This window comes from Veillonella parvula DSM 2008 (assembly GCF_000024945.1).
In the GTDB taxonomy this organism is placed as follows: domain Bacteria; phylum Bacillota; class Negativicutes; order Veillonellales; family Veillonellaceae; genus Veillonella; species Veillonella parvula.
Map to the genome: position 1 here is coordinate 382,317 of NC_013520.1, position 17,295 is coordinate 399,611.

Here is a 17,295-nt window from a genome sequence, read left to right on the forward strand (position 1 = left end):
GTGAAGAGTGATCGAGTCATCAGCGGATGCTCTTCCGGCATATTCATGTCGTAACAGGTATTAAAAAGCCCATCGGTAACGATGGGGACAAAGTATATCTGAATGAATTGTATTGAATTAATAATTAATACATTAAATAGAATATTAATCTAGAACATTAATCTAGAACATTAATTAGTTAGCCTTAGTTTTTGCTGGGGCTAGAAATACCCCCAGTTATAGGAGGATATACTCATGTGCGGTATCGTAGGATACATTGGCTTTAATCAAGCATCTGATTTCTTGTTGGACGGTATGGCAAAGTTAGAATACCGTGGTTATGACTCTGCAGGTATTGCTGTTATCGGTCCTGAAAATGTTATTAAAATTCAAAAAAAGGTAGGCCGTCTCTCCAATTTAGAGACTATCGTGAAAGCGGATCCTAATGAAGGAACTGTAGGTATCGGACATACTCGTTGGGCTACACATGGTCGTCCATCCGATATGAATGCGCATCCTCATGCATCTGAAGATGGTAAATTTGCCGTTGTACATAACGGTATTATTGAAAACTATATGCCTTTAAAAGAGGAACTCATCGCAAAAGGATATCATTTCAAATCTGAAACGGATACAGAGGTGGTTGCACATTTATTGGAGGACATGTACGATGGCGATTTTGTCGGTACTGTTCGTCGTATGCTGAATCGTGTAGACGGTGCGTATGCTCTCGAAATCATCTGTGCCGATGAACCGGATAAAATCATTTGTACAAAGAAAGAAAACCCTTTGGTTATCGGCCTCGGCAAAGGGGAAAACTTTGTTGCTTCCGATATTCCAGCTATTATTAATTACACACGTGACACATATATTTTAAGCGATGGCGAATTAGCTATCGTAACTCGCGATAATGTATCCGTATTTGACCGTGAAGGAAAAGCTGTTGATAAAGAGGTATTCCATGTTAACTGGAATGCGGAAGCAGCAGAAAAAGGCGGTTATGAACACTTTATGTTGAAAGAAATTCATGATCAACCTAAGGCTGTTCGTGATACATTTGGTACACATATTTCTGAAGACGGTAAGACAGCTATCTTTGATGAGTTGAATTGGACTGCTGAAGATGTGGCAGCTTTCAATAAAATTCTCATCGTTGCATGCGGTACTGCATACCATGCAGGGCTTGTAACAAAACAATATATTGAAAACTTGGCGCGTATTCCAGTTGATGTGGAAATCGCATCTGAATATCGTTACAGCAACCCGTTGACTGATGATAAAACATTATGTATCGTTATCAGCCAATCCGGTGAAACATCCGATACATTGGCGGCCTTGAAGGAAGCTAAACGCCTTGGTGCCAAATCCTTGGCTATTACCAATGTTGTTGGTTCCAGCATTTCTCGTGAAGCGGATAACAAAGTTTACACATGGGCTGGTCCTGAAATTTCTGTAGCGTCCACAAAAGCGTACACTACTCAATTAGTAGCAGGCTTGTTGTTCGCTGTATACCTTGGCCAATTAAACGGCAAAATGAATCCAGCTGTAGGCGAAGAAATTCTTAGCGGCGTTAAAAACTTACCATCCTTGATTCATGAAATCTTTGAAGTAGACGAAGATATGAAAGCCTTTGCAAAACATTATGGCTTCAAATCTGATGCGTTCTTCTTGGGTCGTGCTATCGACTACGCAGTAGCGATGGAAGGGGCTTTGAAATTGAAAGAGATTTCTTACATCCACGCTGAAGCATATGCAGGTGGCGAATTGAAACATGGTACATTGGCTCTTATTGAAGAGGGCGTACCTGTTATCGCATTGGCTACACAAGAGGATGTTTATGACAAGATGATCAGCAACATCCGCGAAGTAAAAGCGCGTGAAGCTATCGTAATCGGCATCGGTATGAAAGGTGACGAAGAATTATCTAAACACGTTGACCACACAATCTATGTGCCTCGTGCAAATAAATTCATCGCTCCAATCTTAGCGGTTGTACCATTGCAATTATTGGCGTACTACGCAGCGATTACTCGTGGTGCAGACGTAGACAAGCCACGTAACTTGGCTAAATCTGTAACCGTAGAATAATATATATAACCAACAGTGCTTCGGCACTGTTGGTTTATTTCAATATAGGGAGACTATTATGGCAGTTATATTTTCCGGCATCCAACCAAGTGGGGAGTTAACACTTGGTAACTATTTGGGGGCTTTACGTAATTTTTTAGACTATCAAGATACTGATGAGTGTTACTATTGCATCGTTAACCAACATGCGATTACTGTACCGCAAGATCCAAAAGAGTTATTCCAAAATACTCGTAATTTGGCTGCGTTGTACCTCGCTGTTGGTCTCAATCCTAAAAAGGTAACATTGTTCGTACAATCCGAAGTGCCTGAGCATGTTAAGCTCGGTTGGGTTATGCAATCTATTAGCTATGTTGGCGAATTAGAGCGTATGACTCAGTACAAAGATAAGTCTCAAAAGCAAGGTGACTCTATTCCTACAGCGTTGCTTACGTATCCACCATTGATGGCGGCGGATATTCTGCTATATGGTACGAATTATGTTCCTGTAGGTGAAGACCAAAAGCAACACCTTGAGTTGACTCGTAATTTAGCAGAGCGTTTTAACCGTAGATTCGGTGAAACTTTCGTAGTACCTGATATCAAGGTCGGCGAAGGTGGTGCTCGTGTCATGAGCTTACAAGAGCCAACCAAAAAAATGAGTAAATCTGACGACAACCAAAATGCTACAATTCGTCTTTTGGATGCTCCAGATTTGATTGTGAAAAAATTGAAACGCGCTCAAACTGATTCTGATAATGCAGTGCGTTATGATAAAGAGAATAAACCTGGCATTTCTAACTTGATGGGAATATACCGTGCCATTACGAAAGACAGCTACGAAGCTATCGAAGAAATGTACGCTGGCAAAGGTTACGGTGTATTTAAATCCGATATTGCTGATCTATTAGTAGCAACTCTTGAACCAATTCAACAACGTTACAATGAATTGATTACAAGCCCTGAATTGGATGTAATCCTCGATGAAGGGGCTGCTAAGGCGCATGCTAAAGCAAGTGCAATGTACCGTAAGGTAGAGCAAGCTATGGGCTTGTGCCGTAAATAAAATCATATAGTAGACTTTTAATTTGTGAGGTAAACCATGACGAAACAAGAGGCGATGGAACGCTTTTCATCAGGTGCCGTACAACAGAGCTTAGAAATACATCGCGGTATACAGTGGACCGGTCGCATCATCGGTCTAGTTGTGTGTGCGTTGATCGTAAAATATATGCCCTCAGACTGGGCGGAACGTGTATGGTATTATCTGTTGCTGCTCGTGATATTATGGACCCTTCATAGATTAGGTGAAAGTCAAGCTTTTATCTGTGAAAAGGGCCTCGTGTTAAAACGTAGGCCTTTTTCTGTGAAAGAATACTTTCACAGTTTATTCTATGGGGATGAATATTTCGTCTTTGTTGATTATGAGCATATTATCGGATTCACTGAGGAATGGCGCGAGTTGCAAGCGATGAATAATCATGGTGGAATCTATGTGATACCACTTGATCTGCATCAGGTGGCGTACAATGATAAAATGGCGATGATTGAGGCCATCCATAAACATACGCAGTCATAAAGTACGAGTATGAAGCGTTATATAATATAGGCATACAGAAATATAAATATAGGACTACAGAAACATAAAGCAAATGAATCTAGAATCATAAACTATATATGTGGAGAATCTGTAAGATAAAAAACTCAAAAATTCATCAAATTAACTATTTACAACTTTAATGAACTAAAGTATAATACAATCATTAAGTACGGAATCTAAATCTATATTGAACATATTATTAAGTGGTAAATAGGCGATAATCGCTGTGGAGGATAGTTATGAATTGGAAAAAGATGATGGCCGTTGGCCTTGCAGCTGTATCTATGATGGCATTTGTAACAGGTTGTGGTGGTGACACTAAAAAAGCTAATACAGAATTGCCTAAGAAAGTTGTTATCGGTTTAGATGATAGTTTCCCTCCAATGGGCTTTAAAGATGAAAAAGGTGAAATTGTTGGCTTTGATATCGACATGGCTAAAGAAGCAGCTAAACGTGCTGGTATGGATGTAGAGTTCAAAGCTATCGACTGGTCTAGTAAAGAAGCGGAACTAAAATCTAAAAAAATTGATGCGTTGTGGAATGGCTTAACAGTTTCTCCTGAGCGCGAGAAAAATATTTTGTTCTCCAATACATATATGAAGGATAAACAATATGTCATTGTTCGTAATGACGATGATTCCATTAAAGGTAAAGCCGATTTAGCTGGTAAGGTAGTAGGCGTGCAACAAGCTAGTACTGGTGAAGCAGCATTGCAAAACGACCCAAGCGGTAAGACTGTTAAGGAGACAAAATCCTATGCGGATTTTGTAAGTGCATTTATGGATCTTGGTATTGGTCGTGTTGATGCGGTTATTGCTGACGGTGTAATCGCTCGTTATCTTATGACAAAAGAACCTGGTAAATACAAGATTGTAGAAGGTACTGACTACGGTGTTGATAATTTCGCTGTTGGTTTCCGTAAAGATGATACTGCTTTGCGTGACAAAATTAATGGTATCTTAGCTGAAATGAAAAAAGACGGTACTGCTGATAAAATTGCTGAAAAATGGTTAGGCTCAGGCGCAGACTTAGATAAGAGCGATGCTAAATAGTACAATTCGTGATATACTAATAGTACTATGGTCAGTAGGTACAACTGATAATTAAAGAACGAAATGTACACTAGAGAAGCGGCCAGATGGCCCTTCTCTAGTCGTGTTTTGAAGGAGTCTTTCATGTTAGATTATTTATTGCAGATTATCCCAACCATCGCTGATGGTTTAAAGGTAACCGTATCGCTATTCTGTATTGTATGGATTTTATCTATTCCTGGGGGTATTTTAATGGCTATGTTACGCCTATCTAAATTGCCTTTAGTAGATAAGTTTGTTGATGCTTTCGTGTATTTGATGCGGGGCACACCGTTGATGCTACAAATTTTATTCGTCTATTATGCATTGCCAATCATCACAGACGGTGCCATTCAAATGGATGATGCGACGGCAGCAGTTCTTACCTTCGTCTTAAACTACGCAGCTTATTTATGTGAAATTTTCCGTGGGGGGATTCAATCCATCTCTCGTGGTCAATACGAAGGGGCAAAGGTTCTTGGTTTTACCTATGCACAAACTATGCGTAAGATCATCTTGCCACAAATGTTTAAACGTGTATTGCCTCCTCTTGCGAATGAGACGATTAACTTATTGAAAGATACATCTCTCGTGTATGTATTGGCGATGAATGATATCTTGCGTATTACAAAATCTATCGTACAACGTGATTTTGATATTTCTGCATTCCTCGTGGCAGCATTATTCTACTTAATCTTTACCTTTATTTTAACGAATATCTTCAACTACTTAGAACGAAGATTTGCTGTATACGAAGATTAATCTAATTCTATGGTAGTTTGTCATATGTAATGATGTAGCTAGTTTTATAGGTAAGATATTTTTATTTGATGTCTATAGATGCGATTTTATAGATGAGATATCTTTACTTGAGGCGCTAGTTATATACTTAATATGACGATGTAAGAGGTACTTATGACATTTGTAAATATGGAGCGTATTGAAAAACGCTTTAATAATCAAACCGTATTGCGCGATGTGTCGCTCAAAATGAATAGAGGCGAAATCGTTTCTATTATCGGACCTTCTGGTTCTGGTAAATCTACATTTTTACGCTGCTTGGGTCAGTTAGAAACGATTGATGGAGGCTCTATTACCGTTGATGGTACGATTCTTGCTAGTACTGAAAATGGGGTTGTAAAATACGCCTCTCCTCAAACTCAGCATGAATTATTGCTCCGCATGGGTATGGTATTCCAATCTTTCAATTTGTTCCCGCATATGACGGTATTAGATAATATTATGATTGCTCCACGTATGGTAAAAGGTATGAAAGATGACGAAATCTCACCGATTGCAGAGCAATTACTCAATAAAGTAGGATTATGGGAAAAACGAGATATGTATCCATCTCGCTTGTCTGGCGGTCAGCAACAGCGTGTAGCTATTGCCCGTGCGCTAGCGATGAATCCAGAAATCATGCTTTTTGATGAACCCACATCTGCCCTTGATCCTGAGCTTACTGGTGAGGTTCTTAAGACAATCAAACAATTGGCGGACGATCACATGACGATGATTATCGTAACTCATGAAATGAACTTTGCTCGTGAAGTATCGGATCGTGTTATCTTTATGGCTGATGGTGTTATTCAAGAAGAAGGAACACCAGAACAAATTTTTAATCATCCGCAGAACGAAAGAACGAAAGCGTTCTTGGATAATATGTTATAGGAGGTTCTATGAAGTTACGTTTATTTGCGGCAACCTTAGCTGTCATGGCTTTGGGAACGACTTCTATTATGGCAGAAGATTTACAGAAGACGCCTGATACACCTTTATCTATTGTGGAATCTCAGAAGGATTCCGCATCTATTTTGCCAGAACAATACAAATCCTATGCTACTAAGATGAACACGGTGGTGAAGGATTACAAAAATGGTTATATGTTCTCGATTCCTTGGCGTGTAGCTGATGGCGTTATGTTAGATATGGATGTGCGTAGTGAAAGTGAACATATTCAAGGATATTCCTTCAATTTAGCGGGCCCTACGCAAGAGGATTCCTATACAGTATCTTTTACTAAGCGCAATAATACACCACAAGAAGGAATATCTCAAAAAGAATGGAATACGACTTGGTATGGTGTACCTATTAAGGGCATGTCTAATGAGGAGTATTTAAATATCTGGCGCCAACATAGCAATAACTTTGAGCATAATGATATTGTTGGTGGATTCTTTGCTAAGAAAGGTGCAGTTTCCGCACGCTGGGATAAGAGTACACCAAAATCTTATGCAGATATGACATCTACAGAGCCGGTTCAGTCTGTATTTGAAGCAGAATTTATCATGGAGAAAGATCCAACTCATCGGTACAATTTGTCTAGTACGTATGCACCTGTTCGTGCAGAGTTTATGGAGCTAGGTTTGATGGAGCATACAATTCCATCCTTTGAATTGATCAATAAGCGCGGTTCTAATGCTATTAAAGGGGTAAAAAAAATATTAACCGGCACAAGCGATATCAGTGTTGCAGAAGGTATCAAATTTACCTATCCAAAAGGTTTCACCCGTCTTAATGAAAAAGGTAAGATTGCTTTCACTAAACATAATGTACGCCTTGACATTGAGTCCTTTACAATTCCAGTACAAGCTGTTAGTTCCGGCATGCCAACTATGATGGGCAAGCAAATGCTTGGTGACTATTATCTTAAACAATTGGTTGATGTGAACAAGGCCACGATTACTCGTTATGAAACGCATATCATTGACGGTAATGTAATGTTCTATTTGGCGGGCCATATGAAAAATCCAAATACGTCTGATACAGCTGTAGCGGAACCAGTATCCTTTGGCGCAACAATTATTCTTGGCAATGAAGGTAATGTAGCAGTAGCTCGAATGATTGGTCCATCCGGTAGTAATCTTGCTACTCAGGAACTTATAGATGTATTAGATGGTTTTAGATTGACTACTACACTTAATACAAACCAATCGTCTCAGGTTCTTTAATATACGCATAATATTCTTTTATTTGTATAATTCTGTACGATTTGTGCTATAATGTAATAAATCCTCAGAAAAAAGAGGAGTTTTCCTTGATGGTCTAGAATATATTAGTATAGGCTAAACGATATTTGATCATATCCCCTTTGAGGGATTAGGAATAGGAGGGGTTATTATGGTTACCTACAAAACTATTGTCGTACCTACTGATGGTTCTGAAAATGCTAAACGTGCGTTGGAACATGCTCTCGCTGTAGCGGATCGCAACCAAGCTGAATTGATTGTTGTTCACGTTGCAAATATTGTGTCTGCTATTTCCAATTTTGATCAAACACCAATTTCTGGTGGATATGTATCTGAGCAAATTGCTGAGGATATGGAAGAAACTGGTAAGGAAATTCTTAATGATGTAGTGAAAGAAATTCCTGCAGGCGTAAAAGTTAAAAGCGTATTTGAAGTTGGCTCCCCTGGACCTGCACTACTTGCAGTGGCAAAAAAATATAATGCTGATCTCATCGTAATGGGTAGCCGTGGTCTTGGCCCTTTGAAAGGCTTATTCATGGGTAGCGTAAGTAGCTATGTAACTAGCCACTCCACTTGCCCTGTATTAATCATTAAATAATTTATATCTTATATTTTATATAGATATGATAAAAAAAGAGACTTTGGTTTCTCAAAGTCTCTTTTTTATGTTAAAAATGATATAATGTCTATATGTATGCCATATATATTGGTGTTATACGTTAAGACGTATCGATTAGTGACATAGAAGAGCTACAAAAAAGAATGGATAGGATTAAAAAAGGGGGATTATATGACCGACAAACAAGAATCATTGCTGAAGCTAGCAGAACTGTTTAAAATCTTGGGTGATCCTACACGCCTTAAAATAGTAGAGCTATTACTAGAAAATGAAATGTGTGTTAATCACATTGCAGAAACCATGGAGATGGGACAATCTGCTATTTCTCATCAATTGCGTGTATTGCGCCAAGCGCGCCTTGTTACATATCGTAAAGATGGGAAAACAGCATACTATTCTCTAAACGATGATCATGTTGAATGTTTAGTTCGCATGGGGATGGAACACGTAGCTCATCAATAATTAAGAATGTAATTATTTAAAGTCTCATTATAAGATATGAGCCTATGATACACTTATAAGTATTTTAGCCTCAAAATATAATAAAAGGAGCCCTTTTAGAGGGCTCCTTTTTGTATAGGTGTACTCGTATCAATATAATGGGAAGAGAAAATAGGCTATAGTAATAAACAGTGGCATTGTTATAGCGGATAAAATAGTTGTGCCCATTACGATTTGTGTAGCATATTCTGGATTATTCTTCATTTCAATAGCAATAAGAGACATATTGATAGCGGTAGGTACGCTGTAGGTTATGATGATAGTTTGCGCCGCTATTGGATGCATAGGTCCATAGAACATAATGAATAATATAGTAATACCAGCTGCTAGGAGTGGACTTACAACGAGTCGTAATGTGGTAGCAAGCATGACATCCATCTTAAAGAAGTTTAGCGGTGTTCTATTAATTTGAACACCCAAGGCAATCATAGCGACGCCAACGAAAGCATTGGCAAATATATTGAGCGGTGCAAAGAAGAAGAGACCGTGTAAATCGAAAGGGAGTAGGTGGCAAAGTAGCGCCAGTGGGATAGCATATACCATGGGCATGTGGAATACGACTTTTAGTGCATCCCGAGGGGTTAATCGTCCTGCTCCCGCTTGGTAGAAACCGTAGGTATTACTGCTAATAGTTTGTATGATCATGATAGATACAACACTCACTAAACCTAGATTAGCATAGGGGGTAGCACCATCGATGACGTATGGAATGTTAGTAAATACAAAGATAGCAAGGGCGACACCCATATTCCCAACGTTATTAAACATAACGCAGTTTTTTAAGGTTGCAATCTTAGCCACATCATATCCTTGCATCTTACCTACCACATCTGAAAGGATGGAGTTTAGTATGAGTACACAGAGCGCACAGAATACAATTTCCAAAGTACCTGAGTTAAGTTTAGCTTCATACATCGCTCGAAATATAAAGGTAGGTAACAATATATAAAAGTTTAGTTTACTCAGCGTATATAGATCGAGTTTAAATCTTCTATCTAATATAAATCCCACGCCTATAAGTACTAAGATAGGGACCATAGAATTCATAAAAATATGGCCTACTAATTCGAATAGATTCATCATCTCACCTAGAGTTTTTCTTTAATATATTAGTTAATATATAAGGCATAGTTTTAGTTTATCGTATAACTATATGTAGTAAATATACAGTTGTTTTATATAAGCTGTAAGTGAATAAGTTTTCTAAAATATTTTTATCCTTTATAGTATTATCATACCATAGTATCTATTGTTTGGGGCTTAAAAATTTATTGATTATTATTACTTATCATAATCATCAGAAATATCTATGTAGAATGTGATTTTAGTATACGATTTCAACCATCGATTTATAGTATAATATGTATATGTTGTATATTTCAGTTTGTTAGTACGCGAAGTGTCTCTAGGTATTACCATGGCGTTTACAGTATGGCGTTTTAAGGGATGCACAGGAGGAATTATGAAACGAATTTTATTAGTATTAATGAGCGTTTTCATGCTTGCTTTTTTAGTAGGTTGTGGTAATGATGCAAGTAAACCAACTGAGTCAGCTAAACCAAGTACATCTGAAAAGATTACTGTACAAGCTGCAGCAAGCCTTAAAGGTGCTCTTACAGAATTGGCTGATGCTTACAAAAAAAGCCATAACTTAGCGGATGATCAAATCGCTATTAACTTCGCTGGTTCTGGTACATTACGTCAACAAATCGAACAAGGTGCACCAGCTAGTTTATTTATTTCTGCTGACGAGAAAAATATGAAAATGTTACAAGAAAAAGATTTGGTAACTGATGTAAAACCATTCGTAACTAATGAACTCGTTCTCGTAGTTCCAAAAGGTCAACCTAAGGTTGAGCTAAATCAAATCGCTACAGTAAAGCGTATCGTATTGGGCAATCCTGAAACAGTACCAGCTGGTAACTATGGTAAACAAGTATTAACAAAACTAGGCGTTTGGGAACAGGTCGAACCTAATGTAGTATACGCTAAAGATGTAAAAGCTGTAACAGCTTCCATTAGCCAAGGTGCTGGAGATGCTGGTTTCATCTATAAAACTGATGCTATCGCAGCGGGTGATGCAGTTGAAATCTCTGCAGTAACACCGGCTGATTCCCATGATCCAGTTATCTATCCAATCGGTATTATTAAAAAATATGACAACGCATTGGCAAAAGACTTCTACCAATACGTAATGAGCCCAGAAGGCCAAAAAGTATTAGAAAAATACGGTTTCTCTACTTCTAAATAAGAGTAAAGCGCTAGCTTTCAGGGCTAGCGTTTTCTTATGATACAATAGAGATATTATTGATATTACTAATCTTATGATTGCCCACTGTATGCTTTTTCTTTTACTCATTTGTAGTGATGAGCACTTAATAATCTAACATATGATATGATTTTGGGCATATAATTTGTTTGAAAAGTATTTTTGAATTAATGGATATAGCACATACTTTAGAGTTGTTGTGTATAGAAAGGGGGCGTGACATGAGTCCATTATGGCTGTCGCTATGGGTGGCAAGTATAGCCCTTATTATAGTTATTTTAAGTGGCTTAGCGACTTGTTACTGGATGAACCGTTGCAAGTGGGGTGGTATTGCCATTCTTGATGCACTTATTACCTTGCCACTTGTACTGCCTCCGGTAGTTGTTGGTTTTGCGTTACTTATGGTATTTACTCCAGGTTATGCGTTTGGTGCTTGGCTTGAAGCTCATGGTATGAGTGTTGTTTTTGCTGCATCCGGTGCCGTGATAGCCTCCTCTGTAATTGCATTTCCGTTGTTTTATCAAACGGTGCGTTCAGCATTGCAATCCGTCGATCATAATATGGAGGACGTAGCGCGTACATTAGGTGCTTCAGAGTTACGTATCTTTTTTACTATCTCCGTACCACTCGCTTGGAAAGGCATTTTGACGGGCAGTATTTTAGCCTTCTGTCGTGCTATGGGCGAGTTCGGTGCTACCATTTTGATTGCAGGCAATATTCCAAAGGTAACGCGCACCATGCCACTTGCTATCTACTCTTACGTAGAGGCAGGGCAGTACATGGATGCTTTTGAATTAGTTATCTATATTTGTGTGCTCACATTGGCATTGTTGAGTGGAATTCACCTCATCACAAAGGGGTCCTTGTTCCGTCACATTGATAATAATTAGGAGGTCCGATGATTACATTTTCCTTTACCGTAGCTAGACCTTCTGTGACTGTGAAAGCCGATGGGGTACTTCCTTCTGGTATTACCGTTTTGACAGGTCAATCCGGCAGTGGTAAAAGTACTTTCATTAAATGCATTGCAGGACTTGTAAAACCCACTACAGGTAGTATTCACTGTAATGAAACAACGTGGGTGGATCGAGATAATAAGATTTGGGTTCCCGCTCAAAAACGTCAGGTAGGCTATATGCCACAAGGCAACATCGTATTCCCTCATTTGTCTGTGGAACATAATATTACCTATAGCAAACGAGGCACACCTGACATGTGCAATAGTCTATTGCAGCGTTTAGGCCTTGAGAAATATCGCAAAACGAAGGCTGGCAGCCTGTCTGGTGGCGAACAGCAACGAGTTGCTTTGGGACGTGCGCTCTACTCTAAACCGACTATCTTGCTTCTCGATGAGCCTTTATCTGCTTTAGATTGGAACTTGCGAAAGCATGTGCGCGAAGATTTGGTGTCCATTATTCGCGAGTGGGATGTACCTTGTGTATGGGTTACCCATGATGAAAGCGAAGCCGAAATGGTTGGAGATCGGCACTGGACCTGTGAAGACGGAATTATTACAATTCCTAAATAAGGAGAAGTCTAATAAAAATATAAAACACCTTCATAAACGTTATCATATGATATATGCTATTCAACTTGAATAGGGTCTCATTTTGATGACTATTTGTGAAGGTGTTTTTGCTATTACTATAATCTTTATTATTGATTTAGTATATGCACATTACGTTTTAGTTGTTGTTACTGTTTAATTTCTGCAGATGTGTGTGCTGTTTTACTTATAAATCCAATGATAGCTGTAACGACAAATGCCATTGTAAAGGTTGGTAATGTGGCACCTATTGTGCTTTCACTATGTAACATATAGTGGTATAAACCAACAGATACCGCCCAAATAAGACCTCGTACGAGATAAGCCGATAGTGTTTGTACTTGTTGGCGATTGATAAAGTAGTCCGCCAATAAGATGGCAATCATCGGCGCAAATACAGAGCCGATGAGGTATAGGAAGTCTGTAATATCGTCCATCGGATACAAGATAGCTGCAATAGTGCCAACAATTGTAACAATAACTGCAATGCCCTTACTAGATGCACTATTATAGATGGTGGTGCTAGAAACACCTGCAGAGTAAGCGTCCATAAAGGTTGTAGTGACAGTAGAGAAGATAATTACGAGGAGCCCTGCTAGGCCAAGGCCTGCATTCATCATAATGGTAATAATAGAGTCTCCACCACCAAAGATGGCCGCACTAAGACCTAAGGTATACATGACGATACTCGTTACCGTGTAGATTGTAGCACTTGTAAGTGATGCGGTGAAAGGATGTTTACTTTCACGCGTATAGTCACTGATGAGGGGCAGCCAAGATAATGGCATAGCAATCGATAATTCGAGGGCGGCTATAAAGCTCATTGAGCCATCTGAAACAAGGTTGCTTTCACTAGGCCATTGAGCGATCATATGCATCCCCATATAAAAGGTAAGACTTAGTAATAAAAGAGATACGATGGCTTGCACATAACCCGTATTATGGAGGCCGATGAAGAGCCACAAAATGACGAGGGCCCCGATGGCAATGGTCCAAATCAAAGGTGATAGAGGTGCCAGTGTTTGTAAGGCTAACATGGCATCGTAAATCATGATACTGGTCCAACCGATGAGTTGGAGCATATTTAAAAAGGCAAAGCCCTTTGCTCCTAATGGTCCAAAGCTAAAAGCGGTAGTATTCATACTACCTTGCCGGAGCCGACCACCGATGAGACCAGCCCCAAAGAGTAGTATGCCGCCGATAATATGACCTAAGATGATGGCATAGAGACCTTGTGTAAGTCCTAAGGGAGCCAGATAGGTACCGGTCATAATTTCTGCAATCGATAGAGCGGCACCGAACCATATCATGGCAAATTGTGGTTGTGTGATGTGTGTATTTTTCATACGTCCTCCTTGCCAGGAAGTCATAGAAAAAGCCGAGCTCACAGGAACTCGGCCATTAATCCTCTATGTTCCCTACGTTGGCATTATCCAAATCAGGTTATGGGTTAAAGCTTTAGCTTACTCTCAGCCCACTTGTGTGAGCACCCCATTATGGCTTCATTATACGAGGTGCTACGGGAACCGTCAATTATTTTCTTGCATAGATTGTATATTGATGTTATAACTAGAGTATAAAAATATATTGCCACTAGGGGTGCTTTTGCTGAGATTGACCATTCAAAACCCTAGACCTGATCTAGATAATACTGGCGTAGGAAAGTGGAGTGAAACATAATACTAAACTATTACGAGACCATTCCATTTGGAGTGGTCTCGTTTTTATATGTTTGGAGGTATTATGAAAAAACTGATTATTGCTAGCATATGTGTGGCCTTAGGTGTCGTCTTATCGACTACGTCTATTCCTGTTGGGCCGGCTCGTATTTTTCCATTTCAACATATGATAAATGTGATCTTAGCCGTTATAGTTGGGGCGAGATTCTCTGTAGGCGCAGCCTTTAGTACTTCTTGCTTACGTAATGTACTAGCACTAGGCTCTCCATTAGCCTTTCCAGGCAGTATGATTGGCGCTTGGTTATCTGCGTATTTATATAAAAAATACAACGCCATCTGGGCAGCGGCTTTAGGCGAAATCATTGGCACTGGACTTATTGGTGCTCTTGTAAGCTATCCAATTGCTCATTTCCTACTAGGCAAACCATTGGCATTGTTGACCTTGATTACATCCTTTTCCATGAGCTCTATCGGAGGTGCTTGCATTGGCTTCGTAGTATTACAAATCTTATCTCGACGTAATCTGTTACACAAGGAGGCATAATGAAACTACATACTGCATTAACAATTGCCGGTACTGACCCTAGTGGTGGCGCTGGCATTATGGCTGATTTAAAATCCTTCCAAAGTCGAAATGTATACGGCATGGCCGTTGTTACTTCTGTGGTGGCTCAAAATACAACGGGTGTACATCATGTAGAACACCTATCGCTAGAAAGCATAGAAAAACAGTTACACGATGTATATTCAGATATTACACCACAAGCCGTTAAGACGGGCATGATTGCTTTACCAGAGATGATGGATCTCATTTATCCTTATGTGAGTAAGAACATCCCTTATGTGATGGATCCAGTTATGATTGCCACCAGCGGTGATCGACTTGTATCGGATGAGGCTGTCGATTTCTTAAAATCTAAACTCATTCCGGTTGCCACAGTCATTACACCTAATCGTAGCGAGGCAGAGGTGTTAGCGGATATGTCTATTACTTGTGAAAGCGACATCACAACAGCAGCTAACCGTATTTTACGTGAATTAGGACCTCAAGTGGTCATCATTAAAGGTGGGCATATTGGAGATGATGCAACGGATTATGCTTTCACCAAAGATGGAGATATGCATACGTGGACAAGTCCTAAATATGATACTGTTCATACTCACGGTACGGGTTGTACCTTCTCGGCGGTTATTACGGCAGAGCTCGCGAAAGGGCGTGATGTAATGGATGCCATAGGTATTGCAAAGAACTATATTGCATTGGCTATTAAGCATAATCCAGCGCTTGGAAATGGTTGCGGACCTGTTAATCACATGGCTTATGGTTTATTGACAAATGGCCCTCAAACGATGGATGAACTCTTGAAAAATGAGTAGAGGAGATAGTTATATGACCTATGAAAATCCATATATAAATAGCTCAACTTGGACCGAACTGAATATATTAGAGACTCTACGCAAAAGAAATCCGCTTATTATTTGTATTACAAATGATGTAGTGCGAACCTTTACGGCTAACGGTTTACTAGCTATCGGAGCATCGCCCGTGATGAGTGAGTGTAGCGAAGACTTAGAAGACCTTATCGTTCATGCTTCTGCGCTACTCATTAATATTGGGACCGTTACACCAGATAAGGTAACTTATTACAAAGAGGCTATTACGTTAGCGAAGGCTCATGAGGTACCCATTGTGCTAGATCCTGTGGGCTGTCACGCTGGAGCGTATCGATTATCTGTAGTTTTAGACTTGATTAAAACTGATGCTATTTCGTTGCTACGAGGGAACCAAAGTGAAATCAAAGCAATCTATGATGCTCTTAATACAAATCATAAGATTGATAGGTCTCTCTCTGGTAAGGGCGTAGATGGTGAACAAGTTGAGGATAGCGCAATCATTACGTATCGTTTGGCACGCCTTATTAACTGTCCTGTCGTCGCAACGGGCGAAGAGGATTATGTATCCGACGGAACCCGTGTATTTGCGGTTCCTCATGGGCATCCAATCATGACAGCTGTAACAGGGACTGGCTGTCTGTTAGGGGCTGTGTTAGCTGCGTTTTTTAGTTCCTATTATCCATTCATGCATAACATGTCTATTGGTGAGTTTCTTGCGTATGCGCTGGCTTACTATGGACTTGCTGGTGAAAGTGCGGTTAATGTGAGCGGTGTAAAACCTGGCAGCTTTAGTGTGGCATTTATGGATGCCTTATATGAATTCGATGATGCGATGCTTTTATCTGGAAACAGAATACGGCCCGTAGTTGTACCAGATCAATTAAAGGTATATTTTATTAGTGGCACACAGGATGTAGGATTTAATGAAAGCCATTTACTGGACATTGTTGAAGCTGCTTGTCGAGGTGGTGTGACCTGCTTTCAATTTAGAGAGAAGGGCATAGGAACATTAGAAGGACAACAGAAACTAGAATTAGCTCAGCAGTTAAAAGAAATTTGTGCCATGTATAATGTACTTTACATTATTAATGACGATGTAGACTTAGCGGTGGCAGTTAATGCTGATGGTGTTCACGTAGGACAAGAGGATATGCGTTTAGAAGACGTTCGTAATCTTGTAGGAAATAAGGTTGTTGGTATATCCATTCATTCTATGGAGGAACTTCATAAGACTGATGTAGTGTATGCGGATTGTGTTGGTGTAGGTCCTATGTATGCCACAAGTAGCAAACCTGATGCACAAGAGCCGTGCGGACCAGATCGTATTACTGAGTTACGAGGAGAAGGCTTAACATTACCTTGTGTTGGTATAGGTGGGATTACGTTAGCTAACGCAATGCCTGTTTTGCAAGCTGGTGCCAGTGGAGTAGCCGTAATATCTGCTATTGCTCATGCAGATAATCCATATGAAGCAGCACAAGAATTTAAAAATTTAGTAGATAATGTAGATAATATTAAGTGATATGTTTTTATAACTCAATAGTAAATAATAAGCACTATACAAAGGAAATAAAAAACATATTATAGTGAATAGAATAAAA

17 protein-coding genes and 2 riboswitches are annotated in these 17,295 nt (G+C 39.5%); of the genes, 15 read left to right on the forward strand and 2 right to left on the reverse strand.

The annotated features are described in order from the left end of the window. Nucleotides 1–234: 234 nt before the first annotated feature. The 9 genes from glmS (at nucleotide 235) to VPAR_RS01530 (ending at nucleotide 8,766) form a co-directional block, all read left to right on the forward strand. The gene (gene glmS / locus VPAR_RS01490) at nucleotides 235–2,067 is read left to right on the forward strand and encodes a glutamine--fructose-6-phosphate transaminase (isomerizing) (RefSeq protein ID WP_012863873.1); all 1,833 of its coding nucleotides are present in this window, start codon (nucleotides 235–237) and stop codon (nucleotides 2,065–2,067) included. Between the two features lie 58 nt (nucleotides 2,068–2,125). After that, nucleotides 2,126–3,112: a tryptophan--tRNA ligase gene (gene trpS / locus VPAR_RS01495; RefSeq protein WP_012863874.1), complete on the forward strand. Its 987-nt coding sequence runs from the start codon at nucleotides 2,126–2,128 to the stop codon at nucleotides 3,110–3,112. Between the two features lie 36 nt (nucleotides 3,113–3,148). Beyond that, nucleotides 3,149–3,625, forward strand: coding sequence for a hypothetical protein (locus tag VPAR_RS01500; protein ID WP_012863875.1), 477 nt, complete (start codon nucleotides 3,149–3,151; stop codon nucleotides 3,623–3,625). Nucleotides 3,626–3,885: 260 nt separating this feature from the next. Continuing rightward, on the forward strand, nucleotides 3,886–4,698 hold the full coding sequence (locus VPAR_RS01505; RefSeq protein WP_012863876.1) for an amino acid ABC transporter substrate-binding protein: 813 nt from the start codon (nucleotides 3,886–3,888) through the stop codon (nucleotides 4,696–4,698). A 123-nt stretch (nucleotides 4,699–4,821) separates the two neighbouring features. Then, the gene (locus VPAR_RS01510; protein WP_012863877.1) at nucleotides 4,822–5,478 is read left to right on the forward strand and encodes an amino acid ABC transporter permease; all 657 of its coding nucleotides are present in this window, start codon (nucleotides 4,822–4,824) and stop codon (nucleotides 5,476–5,478) included. Between the two features lie 153 nt (nucleotides 5,479–5,631). Next, entirely contained in the window at nucleotides 5,632–6,387 is a 756-nt protein-coding gene (locus VPAR_RS01515; RefSeq protein WP_012863878.1) for an amino acid ABC transporter ATP-binding protein, read from the forward strand. An 8-nt stretch (nucleotides 6,388–6,395) separates the two neighbouring features. After that, a complete protein-coding gene (locus VPAR_RS01520; RefSeq protein WP_012863879.1) occupies nucleotides 6,396–7,667 on the forward strand; it encodes a hypothetical protein in 1,272 nt (423 codons plus the stop codon). 169 nt (nucleotides 7,668–7,836) lie between these two features. Next, a complete protein-coding gene (locus VPAR_RS01525; protein ID WP_004693853.1) occupies nucleotides 7,837–8,283 on the forward strand; it encodes a universal stress protein in 447 nt (148 codons plus the stop codon). A gap of 192 nt (nucleotides 8,284–8,475) precedes the next feature. Beyond that, nucleotides 8,476–8,766, forward strand: a complete 291-nt coding sequence (locus VPAR_RS01530) for an ArsR/SmtB family transcription factor (RefSeq protein WP_004693850.1) — start codon at nucleotides 8,476–8,478, stop codon at nucleotides 8,764–8,766. A gap of 129 nt (nucleotides 8,767–8,895) precedes the next feature. Here the strand turns inward: VPAR_RS01530 and VPAR_RS01535 are convergent, their stop codons facing one another. After that, on the reverse strand, nucleotides 8,896–9,885 hold the full coding sequence (locus tag VPAR_RS01535; protein WP_012863880.1) for an AEC family transporter: 990 nt from the start codon (nucleotides 9,883–9,885) through the stop codon (nucleotides 8,896–8,898). A gap of 382 nt (nucleotides 9,886–10,267) precedes the next feature. Between VPAR_RS01535 and modA the strand changes: the two genes are divergently transcribed. The 3 genes from modA to VPAR_RS01550 all read left to right on the forward strand — a co-directional run bounded on the left by modA (nucleotide 10,268) and on the right by VPAR_RS01550 (nucleotide 12,602). Continuing rightward, a complete protein-coding gene (modA, locus tag VPAR_RS01540) occupies nucleotides 10,268–11,056 on the forward strand; it encodes a molybdate ABC transporter substrate-binding protein (protein WP_012863881.1) in 789 nt (262 codons plus the stop codon). A 239-nt stretch (nucleotides 11,057–11,295) separates the two neighbouring features. Beyond that, a complete protein-coding gene (modB, locus tag VPAR_RS01545) occupies nucleotides 11,296–11,964 on the forward strand; it encodes a molybdate ABC transporter permease subunit (RefSeq protein WP_012863882.1) in 669 nt (222 codons plus the stop codon). Between the two features lie 8 nt (nucleotides 11,965–11,972). Further along, nucleotides 11,973–12,602: an ATP-binding cassette domain-containing protein gene (locus VPAR_RS01550; protein ID WP_012863883.1), complete on the forward strand. Its 630-nt coding sequence runs from the start codon at nucleotides 11,973–11,975 to the stop codon at nucleotides 12,600–12,602. Between the two features lie 167 nt (nucleotides 12,603–12,769). On the opposite strand, the gene cytX is transcribed toward VPAR_RS01550, so the two are convergent. After that, the gene (gene cytX / locus VPAR_RS01555) at nucleotides 12,770–13,966 is read right to left on the reverse strand and encodes a putative hydroxymethylpyrimidine transporter CytX (protein WP_012863884.1); all 1,197 of its coding nucleotides are present in this window, start codon (nucleotides 13,964–13,966) and stop codon (nucleotides 12,770–12,772) included. 52 nt (nucleotides 13,967–14,018) lie between these two features. Continuing rightward, nucleotides 14,019–14,124, reverse strand: a riboswitch (TPP riboswitch). Nucleotides 14,125–14,205: 81 nt separating this feature from the next. Next, nucleotides 14,206–14,300, forward strand: a riboswitch (TPP riboswitch). A gap of 63 nt (nucleotides 14,301–14,363) precedes the next feature. Between cytX and thiW the strand changes: the two genes are divergently transcribed. From thiW to thiM, 3 genes are read left to right on the forward strand one after another with little or no spacing between them, the layout of a single operon-like run. Further along, a complete protein-coding gene (gene thiW, locus VPAR_RS01560) occupies nucleotides 14,364–14,843 on the forward strand; it encodes an energy coupling factor transporter S component ThiW (RefSeq protein WP_012863885.1) in 480 nt (159 codons plus the stop codon). Next, nucleotides 14,843–15,676, forward strand: coding sequence for a bifunctional hydroxymethylpyrimidine kinase/phosphomethylpyrimidine kinase (gene thiD / locus VPAR_RS01565; RefSeq protein WP_012863886.1), 834 nt, complete (start codon nucleotides 14,843–14,845; stop codon nucleotides 15,674–15,676). Before thiW ends, thiD begins: the two co-directional genes overlap by 1 nt. Nucleotides 15,677–15,689: 13 nt before the next feature. Then, nucleotides 15,690–17,216 carry a hydroxyethylthiazole kinase gene (gene thiM / locus VPAR_RS01570; protein WP_012863887.1) on the forward strand — a complete coding sequence of 509 codons (1,527 nt, stop codon included), beginning with the start codon at nucleotides 15,690–15,692 and terminating at the stop codon, nucleotides 17,214–17,216. The last annotated feature ends 79 nt before the right edge of the window (nucleotides 17,217–17,295 follow it).

Bases quoted from the DNA above. Each gene is read 5' to 3' on its own strand.
- modB (WP_012863882.1), top strand. From the start codon at position 11,296: ATGAGTCCATTATGGCTGTCGCTATGGGTGGCAAGTATAGCCCTTATT.
- VPAR_RS01535 (WP_012863880.1), bottom strand. From the start codon at position 9,885: ATGAATCTATTCGAATTAGTAGGCCATATTTTTATGAATTCTATGGTC.
- VPAR_RS01500 (WP_012863875.1), top strand. From the start codon at position 3,149: ATGACGAAACAAGAGGCGATGGAACGCTTTTCATCAGGTGCCGTACAA.
- VPAR_RS01525 (WP_004693853.1), top strand. From the start codon at position 7,837: ATGGTTACCTACAAAACTATTGTCGTACCTACTGATGGTTCTGAAAAT.
- VPAR_RS01515 (WP_012863878.1), top strand. From the start codon at position 5,632: ATGACATTTGTAAATATGGAGCGTATTGAAAAACGCTTTAATAATCAA.
- thiW (WP_012863885.1), top strand. From the start codon at position 14,364: ATGAAAAAACTGATTATTGCTAGCATATGTGTGGCCTTAGGTGTCGTC.
- VPAR_RS01505 (WP_012863876.1), top strand. From the start codon at position 3,886: ATGAATTGGAAAAAGATGATGGCCGTTGGCCTTGCAGCTGTATCTATG.
- thiM (WP_012863887.1), top strand. From the start codon at position 15,690: ATGACCTATGAAAATCCATATATAAATAGCTCAACTTGGACCGAACTG.
- VPAR_RS01530 (WP_004693850.1), top strand. From the start codon at position 8,476: ATGACCGACAAACAAGAATCATTGCTGAAGCTAGCAGAACTGTTTAAA.
- VPAR_RS01550 (WP_012863883.1), top strand. From the start codon at position 11,973: ATGATTACATTTTCCTTTACCGTAGCTAGACCTTCTGTGACTGTGAAA.
- thiD (WP_012863886.1), top strand. From the start codon at position 14,843: ATGAAACTACATACTGCATTAACAATTGCCGGTACTGACCCTAGTGGT.
- trpS (WP_012863874.1), top strand. From the start codon at position 2,126: ATGGCAGTTATATTTTCCGGCATCCAACCAAGTGGGGAGTTAACACTT.
- modA (WP_012863881.1), top strand. From the start codon at position 10,268: ATGAAACGAATTTTATTAGTATTAATGAGCGTTTTCATGCTTGCTTTT.
- VPAR_RS01520 (WP_012863879.1), top strand. From the start codon at position 6,396: ATGAAGTTACGTTTATTTGCGGCAACCTTAGCTGTCATGGCTTTGGGA.
- glmS (WP_012863873.1), top strand. From the start codon at position 235: ATGTGCGGTATCGTAGGATACATTGGCTTTAATCAAGCATCTGATTTC.
- cytX (WP_012863884.1), bottom strand. From the start codon at position 13,966: ATGAAAAATACACACATCACACAACCACAATTTGCCATGATATGGTTC.
- VPAR_RS01510 (WP_012863877.1), top strand. From the start codon at position 4,822: ATGTTAGATTATTTATTGCAGATTATCCCAACCATCGCTGATGGTTTA.